Source organism: Amycolatopsis antarctica (assembly GCF_002262875.1).
Lineage (GTDB): Bacteria > Actinomycetota > Actinomycetes > Mycobacteriales > Pseudonocardiaceae > Amycolatopsis > Amycolatopsis antarctica.
Genome location: NZ_NKYE01000003.1, coordinates 234,458 through 251,759 on the forward strand (window position 1 = coordinate 234,458; position 17,302 = coordinate 251,759).

Consider the following 17,302-nt stretch of genomic DNA (forward strand, 5'->3'; position numbering starts at 1 on the left):
GGTGGCGGTGGCTTCGGCGCGTGACGGCGCGGGCGGCCGGGACGGATCCCGGTCACCCGCGGCCCGCCTGCGGACGGTCGGCGGGCGCCGGTGGTGCGCGTTCGCGGCGGCCGTTCTCGGCGCCGTCTCGCTGCTGCTGACCTGGACCAGCCTCACCGCCGGGGATCCGCAGCTCGCTGACGCGCTCGCCGAACTGCCGTCCGCCGACGTGCACCGCGACGTCTGGGCGTCCGGCTTCTTCGCCTGGGCGCCGATGCTGCTGCTGATCGTCACCGGGCTCGCCGTCGCGGTGTTCGGTGGCGTCCGCGCGGCGCGGGCCGCGGGCCTGCCGCAGCTCTGGCTCATCGCCGCCGCGGTGGTCGCGGTGCTGGCGGTTCTCGGCTGGTTCACCATGGGCTGGCAGTTCGGTACCGAGCAGCGGGCACTGCTCGCCGAGTCCGGCGTCGCGTTCGCCGCCGGTGCCGGCCGGTGGCTGGGTTCCGCCGCGGCCGCGCTGTCACTGGCCACGGCGGTGCTGGACGTACGTGCGGCACGGGCGGCGAAACCGGGTTCCGGCCGGCGCGCGCGCCGGCGCCGGTGACGGGTTACCCGGTGACGGGTTACCGGCGTCAGTCCTTGCCGTTGCCCGGCCCGCCCTGCTGGCGGACGAAGAGCACCACGCGGTCGTCACTGGAGACCGGCTGGCCGCCGTCCTTGTTGATCGTGCCCGCGACGCCCAGCTCCGGGGTGACCATGTCCATCCCGGCGAGCTTGCCGTAGGTCGGGCCGTTCTCCCCGTCGGCGGAGACGGTGGGCCTGCCGGTGATGGAACCGTCCTGGGCGACCGGGAGGTTCTGCATGTTGCCCGCCGTCGAGGTGGCGACCATGACCAGGTCGGACCAGTCGCTGCAGCCCGCGACCCCCGGCCGATCCGGCCACGTCCACGCGGGCGCGGTGAGCGGGGCGCCCGGCTGGACCCGGAAGATGGCGTCCTTGTCCGGCGCGCGGTCGGTGACCCACAGCCGGGAGCCGTCCTGCGAGGCACACAGTCCGCCGGGCGCGTGCAGGCCGCTGGCGTACACGGCCGAGCCCGCCGTCGGATTGCCCTCGGCCGGCTGGCCCGCGGGGTCGATACGCAGCACCTTGCCCGCCAGCGAGGCCGGGTCGGCCGCGGCGGCGGGATCGCCCGCATTACCGGTGGCGACCAGCAGCGCGCCCTTGCCGTCGGAGGCGAGCGCGCCGCCGTTGCCGGTCGCGCCCCTGGGGATGCCGGTCAGCACCGGTTTCGGCTCCTGGCCCTGGGCGAAGCGCACCACCCGGTTGTCCTCCGGCGTGGTCAGGTACGCGAAGACGAGCTGGTCCTCGCCGTAACTGGGGGACAGCGCCAGGCCGGTCAGCCCGCCGTCGCCGGAAGCGTCCACCGGCAGCGTCGCCAGTTCGACCGGATCGGTGTCCGGGGCGACCTGGAGCACCCGGCCACTCCTGCGCTCACCGGCGAGCGCACCGGGGGTGGAGCCGTCCCCCGGCAGTGCGGCCACCGTGGACACGGTGTCCAGGCAGGTCTGCACGACGGCCGGATCGAAGTCCGTGCAGCCCTGCGGCGGCGGGACGGGCTCGGCCGACGGACCCGGACCGCCGGGCCGGGGCCCGCCGCCGCCCGCCTCGGGCAGCTCGGGCTGGGGGCCGGCCTGCGGGGTCAGCTCGGGAGCCGGCTGGTAGGTCTGCTCGGCGGCGGAGTCGTCGAAGCGCGCGCACGACGACAGCAGCAGCGCACCCGCCGCGGCGGTGGCCAGCGCCGCGGCCACCGGCCGGGCGCGGGTTCGCGAAGACCTGGTAAGCACGGTGTCCGAGGGTAGGCCAACCGTCGTGAGCCGTGGGTAAGCGCCGCTACTACGCTGGTGATCATGGCTGTGACGGTGCTGGTCCCGGACGAGGAGGGCGTGACGGCGCTGTCGGCCGTGGAGGGCGTCCGGGTGGTGCGCTACGACCGGGACGCGCCTCTGCCGCCGGAGGCCGAGGAGGCCGAGGTGGTCGTGCCGAAGCTGCCCGCCGGCACCGCTCCCGGCGAGTTCGTCCGCAGGTTCCCCGGCGTCAAACTGGTGCAGCTACTCAGTGCCGGAGCGGAGGAGTGGGCGGGGACGCTGCCCGAGGGCGTGCTGCTCTCCACCTGCCGGGGCGCGCACGGCGGCAGTACGGCGGAGTGGGTGATGGCGGTGCTGCTGTCCGAGATCCGGGAACTGCCCGCGTTCGCCGAAGCCGCCCGCCGCTCGCAATGGGATCGCCGGGACACGGGCACCGTGCAGGGAATGCGGGTGCTGGTCGTCGGTGCCGGCGATCTCGGCAACTCCCTGCGGCGCAGGCTCGAACCGTTCGACGCCCGCGTGACGATGGTCGGCATGACCTCCCGCGACGGCGTGCACGGTGTCGGCGAGCTGCCGGATCTGCTCCCCGAAGCGGACGTGGTCGCGCTGATGGTGCCGCTGACCTCGCGCACCCGTGGCATGGTGGATGCCGGGTTCCTTGCGGCGATGCCGGCCGGGGCGATGCTGGTCAACGCCTCACGCGGTCCGGTGGTGGACACCGGCGCACTGCTCGCCGAGGTACGCACGGGCAGGCTCCGCGCGGCGCTGGACGTCACCGATCCCGAACCGCTGCCCCCCGGCCATCCACTGTGGACCGTTCCGGGAGTGGTGATCACCCCGCACGTCGCCGGTGCGGCACACGGGGTGCGGCGGCGGTCGTACGCGGTGGTCGCCGCCGAGATCGAGCGGTACGTCAACGGCGAGCTACCGGACAACCTCGTCCACGGCGAGTACTGAGCCCGAACGTGAATCGCAATTCGTCGACATATTGCGGTCCCGGGCGGCGCAATATGTCGACGAATTGCGGTGTGTGTCCGCCGAATGGGTGGTTGTGGCTGGGCGTCAGGCGCCGTCGCGGTCGGAGTCGGCGGAGAACACGATGACGCCCAGGTGGCCGTCGTCCTCCTCGGTCACCTTCAGCAGCATCTGCTCCTCGAAGATGCTGTCGCCGTCGTTGAAGGTGTCCCGCCCGGTCCTGGCGGAGTAGGGCGTCCCGGCGAACACCGCCGAGTTGAGCGCCTCGTCGAACATGAGCTGCGTGGTGAGGACCCGTTCGTTGTCCACGTGCACCATGGCGTGGATGTGCACCGTCCGCCCGCGATACCAGCCCGGCCAGACGGTGGTGAACTCGACGATGCCGTCGGCGTTGGTGACCTGGGCGCCGCGCAGGTAGCGCTTGTCGTCGGTCGGCGTCATGTCCGCCGCCCCCTCGCCGCCCTGTGCCGTCCCGCCGGGCCTGCCCCGCGGGGGAGCGCCCTCCGGTGGGCCGCCACCCGGCGGGGGGCCGCCACTGCCGGTCGACTGGGACTCGGCACCGGAGTACAGGCCGTCGGCGTCGCAGTGCCAGATCTCGACGACCGCGTTCGGCAGCGGCGCGCAGGTCTCGCTGTCCTGCACCTTGACGGCGAGCCGCAGCCGGGAACCCGCCCTGTCCTCCCGGATGTCGGCGCGGATCTTGTCGGCGTCGAAGTAGTACGGTCCCTGTGTCGCCGACGGTGTCAGCGTGCAGGTGTTCGCCCCGGCGAACAGGTCGGTCAGGTCGGCCGAGGTCGTCGCCTCCGGTGTGACGGTCTCGCCGGTCGTGGTGGTGACCGGGGTCGAATCCCCGCACGCCGCGAGCAGGCCGGTCAGTCCGATGGCGCTGAGGCCGGCGAACACCGTCCGCCTGCTCACGCGCTGTCCCTCGTGGTGGTCTCGCATCCGCTGCCCTCTCCCGTGCTGGTGATGCCCACGGTAAGCGGGTGGCTTGTGTGTTCCCTTGGTGCGAGCTGTGAGCCCGCTGTGCGATCGCGCGACCGGCTCGGTGCCGTCCGCCGGGTGATTCGTTCGGTCCGGCCGGGCGAAATGCCCTACGCTCACGCGCGTGAGCACCCAGGACGAGTACAACAGCGGCACCGGCCGGAACTTCTTCGACTCGAGCGGTTCCGATCAGGACTACACCGACCCGCCGACGACGATGATCCCGACCAGCGGCGCCGGCGCCGACGGGCCCGGCCCGGTCGACAACAGCACGCGCTGGCACGGCGGCCTCGATCTCGGCCTGCTGCTGCTGCGCCTGGTGCTCGGCGGGACCATGCTCGCGCACGGCGCGCAGAAACTGTTCGGTGCCTTCGACGGCCCGGGCATCGACGGGTTCGCGCAGGCGCTCGGAACGCTGGGGTACACCAGCCAGACCACGCTGCTGTCCTGGATCACCGCGCTCGCCGAGGTCGGTGGTGGCGCCCTGCTGATCCTGGGCCTGTTCACCCCGATCGGCGCCGCCGCCATTCTCGGTGTCACCGCCAACATCGTCTACGTGAAGTACGGTTCCGGCTTCTTCAACGGACCGGAGCAGGGCTACGAGTACGAACTGCTGCTCGGTGTCGTCGCCCTCGCCCTGCTGTTCACCGGCTCCGGGCGGGTCGCGCTCGACGCGAACACCCCGTGGCGGCGCAAGCCGATGCCGTTCGCGATCGTCGGCCTCGTACTCGCGGCCGCCGCGTCCGTCGCGGTGGTCCTGCTCTTCCGCTGACGCACGCACAGGACACGGCAGAGGGCCCGCGGGACGAATCCCGCGGGCCCTCTGCCGTTCTGTCGCGGTCTAACGGTTCGGGTCGCGCACCGCGCCGGTGTCGGCGGAGGTGGCCATCCGGGCGTAGGCCGCAAGCGCCTTGGTGATGGGCCGTTCCCGCTCGGCGGGCTGCCACGGACGTTCGCTCGCCTCCATCTTCGAGCGGCGCTCGGCGAGGGTCTCCGGCTCGACGAGCAGTTCCAGCCTGCGCTGCGCCACGTCCAGCACGATCTGGTCGCCGTTCTCCACCAGCGCGATCGTCCCGCCCGCGGCGGCCTCGGGGGAGATGTGCCCGACGGAGATGCCCGAGGAGCCGCCGGAGAAACGGCCGTCGGTGATCAGCGCGCACTTCTTGCCGAGTCCGGAGCCCTTGAGGAACGCCGTGGGGTGCAGCATCTCCTGCATGCCGGGGCCGCCCGCGGGCCCCTCGTAGCGGATGACCAGAACCTCGCCCGGCTGGATCTTCTTGCCCAGGATCGCGGAGACGGCTTCCTCCTGGCTCTCCAGCACCCGCGCCGGGCCCTGGAAGTGCCACAGCTCCTCGTCGATGCCCGCCGACTTGATCACCGCGCCGTTCTCGGCGAGGTTGCCACGCAGGATCGCCAGTCCACCGTCCGCGGTGTGGGCGTGTGCGACGTCGTGGATGCAGCCGTCCGCGGCGTCGGTGTCCAAAGAGGACCAGCGGTTCGAGGTGGAGAAGGCCTCCGTGGTGCGCACGCCGCCGGGCGCGGCGTGGTAAAGCTCGATCGCCCGCTCGGACGGCGCCTCCGCCCGGATGTCCCAAGTGGACAGCCATTCGTCCAGTGTGGAGGTGTGCACGCTGGTCACGTCGTCGTGCAGCAGGCCACCCCGGTACAGCTCACCGAGAATCGCGGGGATTCCGCCCGCCCGGTGCACGTCCTCCATGTGGTAGTCGGAGTTGGGCGCGACCTTGGACAGGCAGGGCACCCGGCGGCCGATCGCGTCGATGTCCTCGATCGTGAAGTCGATCTCGCCCTCCTGCGCGGCGGCGAGGATGTGCAGCACGGTGTTCGTGGAGCCGCCCATCGCCATGTCCAGCGCCATCGCGTTCTCGAAGGCGTGCCGGTTGGCGATCGACCGCGGCAGTGCCGACTCGTCGTCCTGGCCGTACCAGCGCTCGCACAGTTCCACCACGGTGCGGCCCGCGTCCTCGAACAGCTCCCTGCGTGCGGCGTGGGTGGCCAGCGTCGACCCGTTGCCCGGCAGGGAGAGCCCGAGTGCCTCGGTCAGGCAGTTCATCGAGTTCGCGGTGAACATGCCGGAGCAGGAGCCACAGGTCGGGCAGGCGGACCGTTCCACCTCGGAGAGGCCGGCCTCGTCGATCGCCGCGTTCGCCGAGGCGGAGATCGTGGTGATCAGGTCGGTCGGGGCCTGTGCGACGCCCTCGACGACCACGGCCTTGCCCGCCTCCATCGGCCCGCCGGAGACGAAGACCACCGGGATGTTCAGCCGCATGGCGGCGTTCAGCATTCCGGGGGTGATCTTGTCGCAGTTGGAGATGCACACCAGCGCGTCGGCCTGGTGCGCGTTCACCATGTACTCGACGGCGTCCGCGATGATCTCGCGCGAGGGCAGGGAGTACAGCATTCCGCTGTGCCCCATGGCGATGCCGTCGTCCACGGCGATGGTGTGGAACTCGCGGGCGACGCCGCCCGCCTCCTTCACCGCTCCGGCGACGATCTCACCGAGATCCTTCAGATGGACGTGGCCGGGCACGAACTGCGTGTACGAGTTGGCGATCGCGACGATCGGCTTGCCGAAGTCGCTGTCGGTCATCCCGGTGGCACGCCAGAGCGAGCGGGCGCCCGCGGCGTTGCGTCCGTGGGTGGTGGTGCGGGAACGGAGCTTGGGCACGGCTCCTCCAAAGTCGTTGCCGGACCCGGAAGGTCACGGTGGCGGTGCGGAAGGCGAGCCGTCCGGCGCCGGTGGTCCCGGCGGGCATCCGCGCCCCGTGTCGGGTGGACGGGGCGCGCGGACGACCAGGCCAGGCTACTCCTCGCCGGGGGCGGACCCGGCGGGCGAGGGGTGTGACGCGGATCCGTTCAGTCGCGCGGTTTCTCGGCGGCCGGTGCCGCCGCGCCGGTGCCGGTATCGGGGCCGGCGGTACTTCCGGACTCGGCGACGGTGCCCTCGGCTGCGTTCCCGGTCTCGGTGGCGGCGTCCTCGGAATCTGTGCCCGCCTCCGTGCTCGCTTCCGCACCCGCCTCGGCGTCCGCGGCTTCCGGGTCCTCCCCGCCCCGCGGGTCGTGCGCCCCGGTCACCATGTCGTCGGTGAGGCCGGTCGGGTCGGCGAGCCTGCCGTCGCTGACGAGCGAGAGAACGGGCAGGTGCCGGACGCGGACGGTGGGCAGCGCGACGTCCTCGCCGGATTCGGTCACCGCGCGGACGTTGCCCCGCTCGCCCAGCGACAGGCCCTTGAGCTCCGACCACGGCAGCGCCCGGCCGCCGAGCAGGGTGCGGACCCGCAGGCCGTCGGAGTCGGCGGTGGTGCGCACCCTGGCGACGTAGACCGCGGCGACGATCGGCACCAGATAGAGCGCCTGCAGACCGGGCGCGGCGAATGCGGCGGGTGTCACACAGACGAGGAGCACCGCGACCGCGATCATCGCGGTGCCGGGAATCCGGAAAACAGCGCGCCTGCCTGCTGGTTCTGCTTGCTGATCGACCACCCCCTGATGGTGCACCGATGGCCGTGGCCGCGGGCACGCGGGGCCCGGATAGCGGCGGCGGGCGTCCAGCATCCGGACTTCGCGTCCCGCAGAGTTGACACTCCTGACGGAGAGCGATTACGGTTCGCACCGTGACTACGCAGACCGGCCTCGTACTTCCCAAGCGCGTCGACGCTTAGGGACGTCTCCCGCTGCGTCGACGCGCGACCCTCGTGCGACCTATTGGTCGGCGGGGGTTTTTTGTTGCCTGGACACCGAAATCGGACCGAGAAGACCCATGACCGACCCTGGCAGGACCGCCACAGGCATGACCCCGACACCCACGAGGCAGAACCGATGACAAGCGCCACCTCGCGATCGGACACCACCACCGGAACCCCGGCGGCCAAGCCCGGCCCGCCCGGAGCCCGTCCCAAGCCCTCGCCGCCCGCCGGAACGCCCGTACGGGTCACCGGCGCGCAGTCCCTCGTGCGCTCGCTGGAGTCGGTGGGCGTCGAGGTCGTGTTCGGCATCCCCGGCGGCACGATCCTCCCGGCGTACGACCCGCTCCTGGACTCGACGAAGGTGCGCCACGTGCTCGTCCGGCACGAGCAGGGTGCCGGCCACGCCGCGACCGGTTACGCGCAGGCGACCGGCAAGGTCGGCGTCTGCATGGCGACCTCCGGCCCCGGCGCGACCAACCTGGTGACCCCGCTGGCCGACGCGAACATGGACTCCGTTCCGGTCGTCGCCATCACCGGGCAGCAGTCGCGTGCCCTCATCGGCACGGACGCCTTCCAGGAGGCGGACATCTGCGGCATCACCATGCCGATCACGAAACACAACTTCCTGGTGACCGACCCGGCCGAGATCCCGCGTGCCATCGCCGAGGCGTTCCACCTGGCCGCCACCGGCAGGCCGGGTCCGGTGCTGGTGGACATCCCGAAGGACGTCCTGCAGGAGATGACCTCGTTCTCCTGGCCCCCGGAGACCGACCTGCCCGGCTACCGGCCGACCCTGCGCCCGCACGGCAAGCAGGTCCGCGAGGCCGCCCGGCTGCTCTCCGCGGCACGCAGGCCGGTGCTCTACGTCGGCGGTGGCGTGATCAAGGCGCAGGCGTCGAAGCACCTGCTGGAACTGGCCGAGCTGACCGGTATCCCGGTGGTCACCACGCTGATGGCCCGCGGGGCGTTCCCCGACTCGCACCGCCAGCACCTCGGCATGCCGGGCATGCACGGTTCGGTCGCGGCCGTGGCCGCGATGCAGCGGTCCGATCTGCTGATCGCGCTCGGCGCCCGGTTCGACGACCGGGTCACCGGCAAGCTGGACTCCTTCGCGCCCGACGCCTCCATCGTGCACGCCGACATCGACCCGGCCGAGATCTCCAAGAACCGCAAGGCGGACGTTCCCATCGTCGGCGACTGCGCGGAGATCATCACCGAGCTGATCAGCGCGGTGCGCGGGGAGACCGACCAGTCGGCGGCGCAGGACCTGACGCCGTGGTGGGCGCAGATCGACTCCTGGCGGGACACCTTCCCCGCGGGGTACGAGTGGCCCGCCGACGGCACCCTGTCCCCGCAGTACGTCATCGAGCGCATCGGTGAGCTGGTCGGCCCGGACGCCGTCTACACGGCGGGCGTCGGCCAGCACCAGATGTGGGCGGCGCAGTTCGTCAAGTACGAGAACCCGAGGACGTGGATCAACTCCGGCGGCCTCGGCACGATGGGCTACGCGGTGCCCGCCGCGATGGGTGCGCAGTTCGGCGTGCCGGACAAGCAGGTCTGGGCGATCGACGGCGACGGCTGCTTCCAGATGACGAACCAGGAACTGGCCACCTGTGCCATCGAGGGCGCGCCGATCAAGGTCGCCGTGATCAACAACGGCAACCTCGGCATGGTCCGGCAGTGGCAGAACCTGTTCTACTCGGAGCGCTACTCGCAGACCGACCTCGGCACGCACAAGCACCGGATCCCGGATTTCACCCTGCTCGCCGAGGCGCTCGGCTGCGCCGGACTTCGTTGCGAGACAAAGGACGAGGTCGACCAGGTCATCCGCCGCGCCATGGAGATCAACGACCGCCCGGTGGTGATCGACTTCGTGGTCGGCAAGGACGCACAGGTCTGGCCGATGGTCGCCTCGGGCACCGGAAACGACGAGATCATGGCCGCACGGGGCATCCGTCCGCTGTTCGACGACGACGAGGTGTCGTCCGAACAGGCGGTGGAGGTCGCCGACGTGGCGGCGAACGGAGAGCAGCAGTGAGTACCCACACGTTGAGCGTCCTGGTCGAGAACAAGCCCGGTGTGCTCGCCAGGGTGGCGGGCCTGTTCTCCCGACGCGGTTTCAACATCGAGTCCCTCGCCGTCGGAGCCACGGAGAACCCCGAGGTGTCCAGGATGACGATCGTGGTCGCTGTCGACGAGCTACCGCTCGAGCAGGTGACCAAGCAGCTCAACAAGCTGATCAACGTCATCAAGATCGTGGAACTCGAGAAGTCCACGGCCGTGCAGCGTGAACTGCTGCTGGTGAAGGTCAGAGCGGATGCCACGGTCCGCAGTCAGGTGCTGGAGACCGTGAATCTGTTCCGCGCCAAGGTGGTGGACGTCTCGCCGGAGGCGCTGACCATCGAGGCCACCGGGGCGGGCGACAAGATCAACGCCCTGCTGCGCATGCTCGAGCCCTACGGGGTGCGCGAGATCGTGCAGTCCGGCATGGTCGCGGTCGGCCGGGGTGCCCGGTCGATCACCGCCACGTCCACCCGCTAGTCACCCCGCCGCGCCCGTCCCGGCGGGCCGTGGCCAGAAGCAAGTTCCATCCAGGAAAGGAAGTACCCCCCGCCATGTCAGCCGAAATCTTCTACGACGACGATGCCGACCTCGGTGTCATCCAGTCCCGCAAGGTCGCCGTCATCGGCTACGGCAGCCAGGGCCACGCGCACGCGCTGAGCCTGCGCGACTCCGGCGTGGACGTCCGCATCGGCCTGCCGGAGGGCTCGAAGTCACGGGCCAAGGCGGAGGAGGAGGGCCTGCGCGTCCTCACCCCGGCGGAGGCCACCGCCGAGGCCGACCTGATCAGCATCCAGGCGCCGGACACCGTGCAGCGCAAGGTCTACGCGGACGAGATCGCCCCGAACCTCAAGCCTGGGTCGGCGCTGTTCTTCAGCCACGGCTTCAACGTGGTCTACGGCTACATCGACGCTCCCGAGGGCGTCGACGTGGTGCTCGTCGCGCCGAAGGGCCCCGGGCACCTGGTGCGCCGCCAGTACGTCGACGGCAAGGGCGTGCCGAACCTGGTGGCCGTCGAGCAGGACGCCTCCGGCAACGCGCTGGCGCTCGGGCTCGCCTACTCGAAGGGCATCGGCGGTACCCGCGCGGGCACCATCAAGACCACCTTCAAAGAGGAGACCGAGACCGACCTGTTCGGTGAGCAGGCCGTGCTCTGCGGCGGTACCTCGCACCTGATCCAGGCCGGTTTCGAGACGCTGATCGAAGGGGGATACCAGCCGGAGATCGCGTACTTCGAGGTGCTGCACGAGCTGAAGCTGATCGTCGACCTGATCTACGAGGGCGGCATCGCGCGCCAGCGTTACTCCTGCAGCGACACCGCGGAGTACGGCGACCTGACCCGGGGGCCGCGCATCGTCAACGACTCCACCAAGGCGGAGATGAAGAAGATCCTGGGCGAGATCCAGGACGGTTCCTTCGCCAAGGAGTGGGTGGCCGAGGACGACAACGGCAGGCCGAACTTCACCGCCCTGCGCCAGCAGGGCAAGGAGCACCCGATCGAGGAGGTCGGTGCGAAGCTGCGCGGCCTGATGTCCTGGGTCGACCGCCCCATCACCGAGACCAACTGATTCACCCGGACGAGGGCCGTCGCCGCATCGCGGTGGCGGCCCTCGCCGCGTCCGGCCGACGTATCGCACGGCGCGATGTGGACGGTTCGCTACCGTGACGCCCATGAGCGAGCAGGAAGCGCAGCAGGAGAACACCCCGGTCGACGACAAGGCGCACATCCGCCACGAACTGGATCTCGGCGTGGCCGAGTGGAAGCGCGCGGAACCCGAGGGTGAGACGATCGAGGACGCGGTGGAGTACGCCTTCGTCCCGCACACCGACGGCGTCACCTACGTCGCCATGCGCCAGTCCTCCGAGCCGGACGGCACGGTGCTGGTCTTCACCCCCGCCGAATGGGACGCCTTCGTCGCCGGGGCCCGGGACGGCGAGTTCGACGAACCCTGGTGACCGGCCGGCCGGGCCGTCCCAACGGGCGGGCACCCGGTGGTCCGATCGGGCCCGGCACTAAACTCGGCACGTCCTCCAGCCACAACGCCGTGGCCGGCCACACGCACGCAGGGGTGCACCGCTTCCGCCGACGTCCGACGAAGCACGAGAAACGTTGCCACCCAAGCAGAATCGCCAGTCAACGAGCATTGGGAGTCGCATCGTGACCAAGCCCGGCAAACCCGTTGTCCTGCTCGCCGAGAAGCTCGCGCCCTCGGTGGTGAGCGTCTTCGGCGACGAGGTCGAAGTCCAGCATGTGGACGGCACGGACCGCTCCGCGCTGCTGGCGGCGGTGGCATCGGCGGACGCACTGCTGGTCCGTTCCGCCACCCAGGTCGACGCCGAGGTGCTGGCGGCCGCCACGCGGCTCAAGGTCGTCGCCCGCGCCGGGGTCGGCCTGGACAACGTCGAGGTCCCCGCCGCCACCGAGCGCGGGGTGCTGGTGGTCAACGCCCCGACGTCGAACATCGTCTCCGCCGCCGAGCACGCCGTCGCCCTGCTGCTCTCGGTCGCCCGCCGGGTGCCGGCCGCGAGCGCGAGCCTGCGGGCAGGGGAGTGGAAGCGCAGCTCGTACGCGGGCGTGGAGCTCAGCGGCAAGACCATCGGCGTCGTCGGCCTCGGCAAGATCGGGCAACTCTTCGCCCAGCGGCTCGCCGCCTTCGGCACCGAGCTGATCGCCTACGACCCTTATGCCTCGCCCGCCCGCGCCGCCCAGCTCGGCATCGAGCTGGTGCCGCTGGACGAGCTGCTGGAGCGGTCCGACGCGATCTCGATCCACCTGCCGAAGACGCCGGAGACCAAGGGCCTCATCGGCGCCGAGGCGCTGAAGAAGACCAAGCCGGGCGTGATCATCGTCAACGCCGCGCGCGGTGGCCTGATCGACGAGTCCGCCCTCGCCGACTCGATCCGCGAGGGCCACGTGGGCGGGGCGGGCATCGACGTGTTCGTCACCGAGCCGACCACCGAGAGCCCGCTGTTCGGCCTGCCGAACGTGGTCGTCACCCCGCACCTGGGCGCGTCCACCGCCGAGGCGCAGGACCGGGCGGGCACCGACGTCGCGCGCTCGACCCTGCTGGCCCTGCGCGGCGACTTCGTGCCGGACGCGGTGAACGTGGCGGGCGGCGGCACCGTCAGCGACGAGGTGCGCCCGTACCTGCCGCTGGCGCAGAAGCTCGGCACCGTGCTCGCCGCGCTCAGCTCGCAGGCGCCCGCCTCGGTGAAGGTGGTGGTGCGCGGTGAACTGTCCACCGAGGACGTCAGCGTGCTGCCGCTCGCGGCCCTGCGCGGCGTGTTCTCCGAGGTCGTCGAGAGCCAGGTGACGTTCGTGAACGCGCCGCGACTGGCCGAGGAGCTGGGTGTGCAGGTGGAGACGGCCGCCGAGAGCGAGAGCCCGAACCACCGCAGCCTGCTCACCATCCGCACGGTGCACGCGGACGGCACGACGATGTCGGTCTCCGGTGCCGTCACCGGCAAGGACGACGTGCAGAAGCTGGTGGAGATCAACGGCAGGCATTTCGACCTGCGCGCCGAGGGCAACGTGCTGCTGCTGGAGTACCCGGACCGTCCCGGCATCATGGGCCGGGTGGGCACGCTGCTCGGTGAGGCGGGCATCAACATCGAGGCCGCCCAGATCAGCCAGACCACCGACGGGGCCGACGCACTGATGCTGCTGCGCGTGGACCGCGCGGTGGACACCCACGTGCTGGAACCGATCGGCGCCTCGGTCGGCGCGCGCACGATCCGCGCGGTCGCTTTCGACTGAGTCCGCACCGCCGTCGCTCGCGAAGGGTGCCACCGGATCACGGTGGCACCCTTCGTGCGTCCGGGGCGGTAAAGCGGTCCAACGAATTCGCCCGCGATATCGTTATTCGTTGACATACACCGAATCGCGCTCCACTCGATCGGGTTCTAACCCTCCGAACGTGGGGACCGGTCATCACATTCGGGTAACACGCACCGCCTTTGTTCCAGGTAGATGCCACCTGGCAGGGTGCTAGTTCACAAGAAAAGACAATGTGCCGTAGCGGTACGTGTGCATTGTGGGGTTAGCTTCCCCCTCACGAGGCTGGACTGCGCGCCGTCGAGGGCACGGCGCGGCGCCACACGCTCGCGGTCGGGGGACTTCGCGAGGGGCGTGGGCAGGTCTTCACGAACGCCTCGAGTGAGGGCACTAACTCATGAGTCGAACTCGCGTACCCCGCTGGGCGAGACGGTCGTCCGCGGTGGTCCTCGCGGCCGCCGTGTCGGCCGGTGTCATCGGGTCACCCACCGCCTCCGCGCAGGAGACCCCTGCCGGGCCGCCGCTCGCCGACGCCGTCGCACCGGCCAAGGTCGCCAAGGACGGACTCGCCGGAAAGCTCGGATCACGGCTGAACGCCGTCCAGGGCGACACGACCGCGTTCGTCGAGCTGGACCGCCAGCCCGCCGTCGACGCCTTCAACGCCGAACAGGCGAAGGGCACCGGCAAGGAGAAGGCGAAGGAGGCGGCCCGCTCCGCCAAGCAGTCCACAGAGGGCGCGGTCGACGCCGTCCTCGGCGAACTGCGCTCGAAGGACGCGGGTGCGGTGGCGCTGGCGGAGACCGCGAACGCGGTCCCCGGTGTCGTGGTCACCGGTGACGCGGCCAGGATCCGGGAACTCGCCGCACGCGAGGACGTGGTCTCGGTCCGCACCGTCGTGCCCAAGACCCGCACCAACAGCAGCGCCGTCCAGCTCACCAAGACCCTCAACGCCTGGCAGCAGACCGGGCGCTTCGGCGACGGCGTGCGGGTCGGCATCATCGACGACGGCATCGACTACACCCACGCCGACTTCGGTGGCCCCGGCACGAAGGAGGCCTACGAGGCGATCGACCCGACGAAGGCCGACCCCTCCTTCTTCCCGACCGCCAAGGTCGTCGGCGGTATCGACCTCGTCGGCGACGACTACGACTCCTCCGGCGACAACGGTTCGCCGACCCCGGCGCCGGACCCCAACCCGATCTCCTGCGGCGAGCACGGCACGCATGTCGCTGGCACCACCGGCGGCTTCGGCGTCAACGCCGACGGGAGCACTTTCACCGGCGACTACGCGGCGCTGACCCCCGAGGCCGTCGACGGCATGCGGATCGGCCCCGGCACGGCCCCGAAGGCGCTGCTGTACGGCATCAAGGTGTTCGGCTGCGCCGGCTCCACCAGCGTCACCTCGCAGGCGCTGGACTGGGCCCTCGACCCGGACGGCGACGGCGACTTCACCGACCACCTCGACCTGGTCAACCTCTCGCTCGGCAGTGACTACGGCGCGCCGGACGACCCGGACTCGCTGTTCGTGCGCAAGCTGGCCGCCAACGACGTGCTGCCGGTGTTCTCCGGCGGCAACGGCGGGGACCTGTACGACATCGGCGGCTCGCCGGGCAACAGCCCGGAGGCCCTGACGGTGGCCAGCACCCGCGACGCGGGCGTCCTGCGCGACGCCATCGACGTCACCGCACCCTCGGACGCGGCGGGCCAGCAGGGCGGCCAGTTCAGCCAGGACTTCGCCGGCTACGACACCTTCGACCTGACCCGCCCCGTGGTGAAGCTCTCGGCCGAGAACGCGGACGGCTGCGCGCCGTTCTCCGCGGCCGACGCCGCCGCCGTCGCGGACAAGTTCGTCTGGCTGGAGTGGGACGACAACGACGCCACCCGGGCGTGCGGTTCGGCAGGGCGGGCGAACAACGCCGACGCCGCGGGCGCCAAGGGCGTGCTGCTGTCCTCGACGCTGGAGAACTTCAGCGCCGGCATCGCGGGCAACGCGACCGTTCCCGAGTTCCAGCTCACCGGCACCGCCACCACACAGGTCCGTCCGGCACTGGACGCGGGCACCCTCGAGGTGCGCATGTCCGGCCAGGGCAGGGCGGCACTGCAGACCTACGATCAGTCCATTGTGGACACCCCGTCCGGGTTCACCTCGCGCGGCGTCCGCGGGCCCTCGGTCAAGCCGGACGTGGCCGCTCCCGGTGACTCGATCACCTCGGCGTTCTCCGGCAGTGGCAACGGAAGGACGGTCCTCTCCGGTACGTCCATGGCCGCGCCGCACACCTCCGGTATCACCGCGCTGATCCGGCAGGCCCACCCGGACTGGTCGGTGGAGGAGGTCAAGGCCGCGGTGATCAACACCGCCGGGCACGACGTGAAGAACGCGGAGGGCCGGACCTACGCTCCGCAGCGCGTCGGCGCGGGCCGTATCGACACCATGGCGGCACTGGACAATCAGGTGCTCGCCTACGTGCAGGACGACCCGGGGGCGGTGAGCGCCACCTTCGGCACCGTCGAGGCGGGCGGCCCGGTCTCCCTGACGAAGACGATCAAGGTCGTCAACAAGGGTGTCGCCCCGGTGGAGTTCGGTGTCGCCTACGAGGGCGTCACCCAGGTTCCCGGTGTGCGGTACGAACTGTCGGCGAACTCGGTCAAGCTCAGCCCGCGCGGCATCGCCACGGTCGCGGTCACGCTGAAGATCGACGACCCGGCCGCACTGCGCAAGGTCATCGACCCGACGATGGAGACCGAACAGGCGGGCCTGGCCCGGCAGTTCCTCGCCGACGCCTCCGGCAGGGTGGCCTTCACCCCGCGCAACGGCACCACGGTGCCGCTACGGGTTCCGGTCTACGCCGCGCCGAAGCCGGTCGCGGCGATCGACACCCCCGCGGACGTGACCTTCGCGGGCGGTGCGAACCAGGCCGTGCTGAACCTGTCCGGTCGCGGTGTCACCCAGGGATCGGGCGCGCAGGCGTACCGCTCGCTGATCAGCGTGCTCGAGTTGCAGGCGGAATCCCCGCAGCTTCCCGAGTGCCGAGGGAACGTCACCGAGGGCTGCACCCTCAACCAGACCGCCAAGGGCGGTGACCTGCGCTACGTCGGCGCGGCCTCCACCGCCCCGCTGGCCAAGCAGCAGGGTGCGGCGAACGACGCGATGCTGGCCTTCGGCATCGGCACCTGGAGCGACTGGGCGAACCTGGGCAGCCACACCATCCCGTTCGTCGACATCGACACCACCGGTGACGGCAAGGCGGACTTCGAGTCCTACGTGACCAAGCCCGCGGCCAGCGATGTCCTGCTGGTGAACACCGTCGACCTCAACCAGCCGGGCGGTCCCACCGTGGACGTCCAGCCGGTGAACGGTCAGCTCGGCGATGTGGACACCAACGTGTTCGACAGCAACGTGATCGTCCTGCCGGTGAACATCGCCGCGCTCGGCATCGACCCGGACGCGGACTCGCACCGGATCAGCTACACGGTCGGCACCACCGGCTTCTACACCGCGCCGGGCAACGCCGACGGGCTGATCGACAGCGTCGGCACGCCGATGTCGATCGACGCGCTGGCACCGGCGTACTCGGTCCAGGGCGGTGGGGACGCCGCGCTGTCGTACTCGGCCCGTCCGGGCACCGCGCTCGTGGTGAACCGGATCCCGGAATCGGTGAACAACGACACGTTCCTGGGCCTGCTGGCCGTCCATCACCACAACGCCAGGGGCGATCGTGCCTCGGTGGTGGGGGTCGGCGGTGACAGTGCCCCGACGGACGCCCAGACCGGTGCGGCCGGCTTCGGCCGTCCGGTCAAACACACCGGAACCCAGCCCATCGCGGCTGGTTAACGGCACGTAGCAGAGGAACGCCCCGTCGCGGATGGACACCGCGGCGGGGCGTTCGCCGTGTCCGCCGGTCCCGGCAGGCGGGAGACGGGGAGACACCCGCCTACCCGGGGTATACGTTCGGTGGTGGAGA

The 17,302-nt window shown here is 71.0% G+C and carries 13 protein-coding genes; 9 read left to right on the forward strand and 4 right to left on the reverse strand.

The features are described 5' to 3' along the window. Positions 1 to 7 precede the first annotated feature (7 nt). Entirely contained in the window at positions 8 to 580 is a 573-nt protein-coding gene (locus CFN78_RS07100; RefSeq protein WP_240519312.1) for a hypothetical protein, read from the forward strand. Positions 581 to 608: 28 nt separating this feature from the next. Here CFN78_RS07100 and CFN78_RS07105 read toward each other — a convergent pair whose 3' ends face one another. After that, on the reverse strand, positions 609 to 1,820 hold the full coding sequence (locus tag CFN78_RS07105) for a PQQ-dependent sugar dehydrogenase (protein ID WP_094861799.1): 1,212 nt from the start codon (positions 1,818 to 1,820) through the stop codon (positions 609 to 611). 63 nt (positions 1,821 to 1,883) lie between these two features. Here CFN78_RS07105 and CFN78_RS07110 point away from each other — a divergent pair, with 63 nt between their 5' ends. Further along, positions 1,884 to 2,798 (forward strand): 2-hydroxyacid dehydrogenase, encoded by a 915-nt coding sequence (locus tag CFN78_RS07110; protein WP_094861952.1) that lies wholly within the window; start codon positions 1,884 to 1,886, stop codon positions 2,796 to 2,798. A gap of 105 nt (positions 2,799 to 2,903) precedes the next feature. Here CFN78_RS07110 and CFN78_RS07115 read toward each other — a convergent pair whose 3' ends face one another. Beyond that, on the reverse strand, positions 2,904 to 3,761 hold the full coding sequence (locus CFN78_RS07115) for an intradiol ring-cleavage dioxygenase (RefSeq protein ID WP_094861800.1): 858 nt from the start codon (positions 3,759 to 3,761) through the stop codon (positions 2,904 to 2,906). Between the two features lie 256 nt (positions 3,762 to 4,017). On the opposite strand from CFN78_RS07115, the gene CFN78_RS07120 reads away from it, so the two are divergent. Continuing rightward, complete coding sequence (locus CFN78_RS07120) at positions 4,018 to 4,572, forward strand: DoxX family protein (protein WP_094861953.1); 555 nt, start codon at positions 4,018 to 4,020, stop codon at positions 4,570 to 4,572. A gap of 69 nt (positions 4,573 to 4,641) precedes the next feature. On the opposite strand, the gene ilvD is transcribed toward CFN78_RS07120, so the two are convergent. Both ilvD and CFN78_RS07130 read right to left on the reverse strand, forming a co-directional pair. Next, the gene (ilvD, locus tag CFN78_RS07125) at positions 4,642 to 6,486 is read right to left on the reverse strand and encodes a dihydroxy-acid dehydratase (protein WP_094861801.1); all 1,845 of its coding nucleotides are present in this window, start codon (positions 6,484 to 6,486) and stop codon (positions 4,642 to 4,644) included. Positions 6,487 to 6,674: 188 nt separating this feature from the next. Beyond that, on the reverse strand, positions 6,675 to 7,301 hold the full coding sequence (locus CFN78_RS07130) for a PH domain-containing protein (protein ID WP_240519314.1): 627 nt from the start codon (positions 7,299 to 7,301) through the stop codon (positions 6,675 to 6,677). 336 nt (positions 7,302 to 7,637) lie between these two features. Between CFN78_RS07130 and CFN78_RS07135 the strand changes: the two genes are divergently transcribed. From CFN78_RS07135 to CFN78_RS07160, 6 genes are all read left to right on the forward strand, one after another. Further along, on the forward strand, positions 7,638 to 9,542 hold the full coding sequence (locus CFN78_RS07135; RefSeq protein ID WP_094861803.1) for an acetolactate synthase large subunit: 1,905 nt from the start codon (positions 7,638 to 7,640) through the stop codon (positions 9,540 to 9,542). Next, positions 9,539 to 10,045: an acetolactate synthase small subunit gene (gene ilvN / locus CFN78_RS07140; RefSeq protein WP_094861804.1), complete on the forward strand. Its 507-nt coding sequence runs from the start codon at positions 9,539 to 9,541 to the stop codon at positions 10,043 to 10,045. The genes CFN78_RS07135 and ilvN overlap by 4 nt, the downstream gene beginning before the upstream one ends. Before the next feature lie 74 nt (positions 10,046 to 10,119). Next, positions 10,120 to 11,133, forward strand: coding sequence for a ketol-acid reductoisomerase (gene ilvC, locus CFN78_RS07145; RefSeq protein WP_094861805.1), 1,014 nt, complete (start codon positions 10,120 to 10,122; stop codon positions 11,131 to 11,133). A gap of 103 nt (positions 11,134 to 11,236) precedes the next feature. Further along, positions 11,237 to 11,521, forward strand: a complete 285-nt coding sequence (locus tag CFN78_RS07150; RefSeq protein ID WP_094861806.1) for a DUF397 domain-containing protein — start codon at positions 11,237 to 11,239, stop codon at positions 11,519 to 11,521. A 202-nt stretch (positions 11,522 to 11,723) separates the two neighbouring features. Continuing rightward, positions 11,724 to 13,322, forward strand: a complete 1,599-nt coding sequence (gene serA / locus CFN78_RS07155; protein ID WP_094861807.1) for a phosphoglycerate dehydrogenase — start codon at positions 11,724 to 11,726, stop codon at positions 13,320 to 13,322. Positions 13,323 to 13,737: 415 nt separating this feature from the next. After that, on the forward strand, positions 13,738 to 17,172 hold the full coding sequence (locus CFN78_RS07160) for a S8 family peptidase (protein ID WP_094861808.1): 3,435 nt from the start codon (positions 13,738 to 13,740) through the stop codon (positions 17,170 to 17,172). Positions 17,173 to 17,302 lie beyond the last annotated feature (130 nt).

What these genes read in the sequence shown, in the direction of transcription:
- CFN78_RS07110 (WP_094861952.1), top strand. Translation starts at nt 1,884, where the DNA reads ATGGCTGTGACGGTGCTGGTCCCGGACGAGGAGGGCGTGACGGCGCTG.
- CFN78_RS07115 (WP_094861800.1), bottom strand. Translation starts at nt 3,761, where the DNA reads ATGCGAGACCACCACGAGGGACAGCGCGTGAGCAGGCGGACGGTGTTC.
- CFN78_RS07120 (WP_094861953.1), top strand. Translation starts at nt 4,018, where the DNA reads ATGATCCCGACCAGCGGCGCCGGCGCCGACGGGCCCGGCCCGGTCGAC.
- CFN78_RS07135 (WP_094861803.1), top strand. Translation starts at nt 7,638, where the DNA reads ATGACAAGCGCCACCTCGCGATCGGACACCACCACCGGAACCCCGGCG.
- ilvC (WP_094861805.1), top strand. Translation starts at nt 10,120, where the DNA reads ATGTCAGCCGAAATCTTCTACGACGACGATGCCGACCTCGGTGTCATC.
- CFN78_RS07150 (WP_094861806.1), top strand. Translation starts at nt 11,237, where the DNA reads ATGAGCGAGCAGGAAGCGCAGCAGGAGAACACCCCGGTCGACGACAAG.
- CFN78_RS07160 (WP_094861808.1), top strand. Translation starts at nt 13,738, where the DNA reads ATGAGTCGAACTCGCGTACCCCGCTGGGCGAGACGGTCGTCCGCGGTG.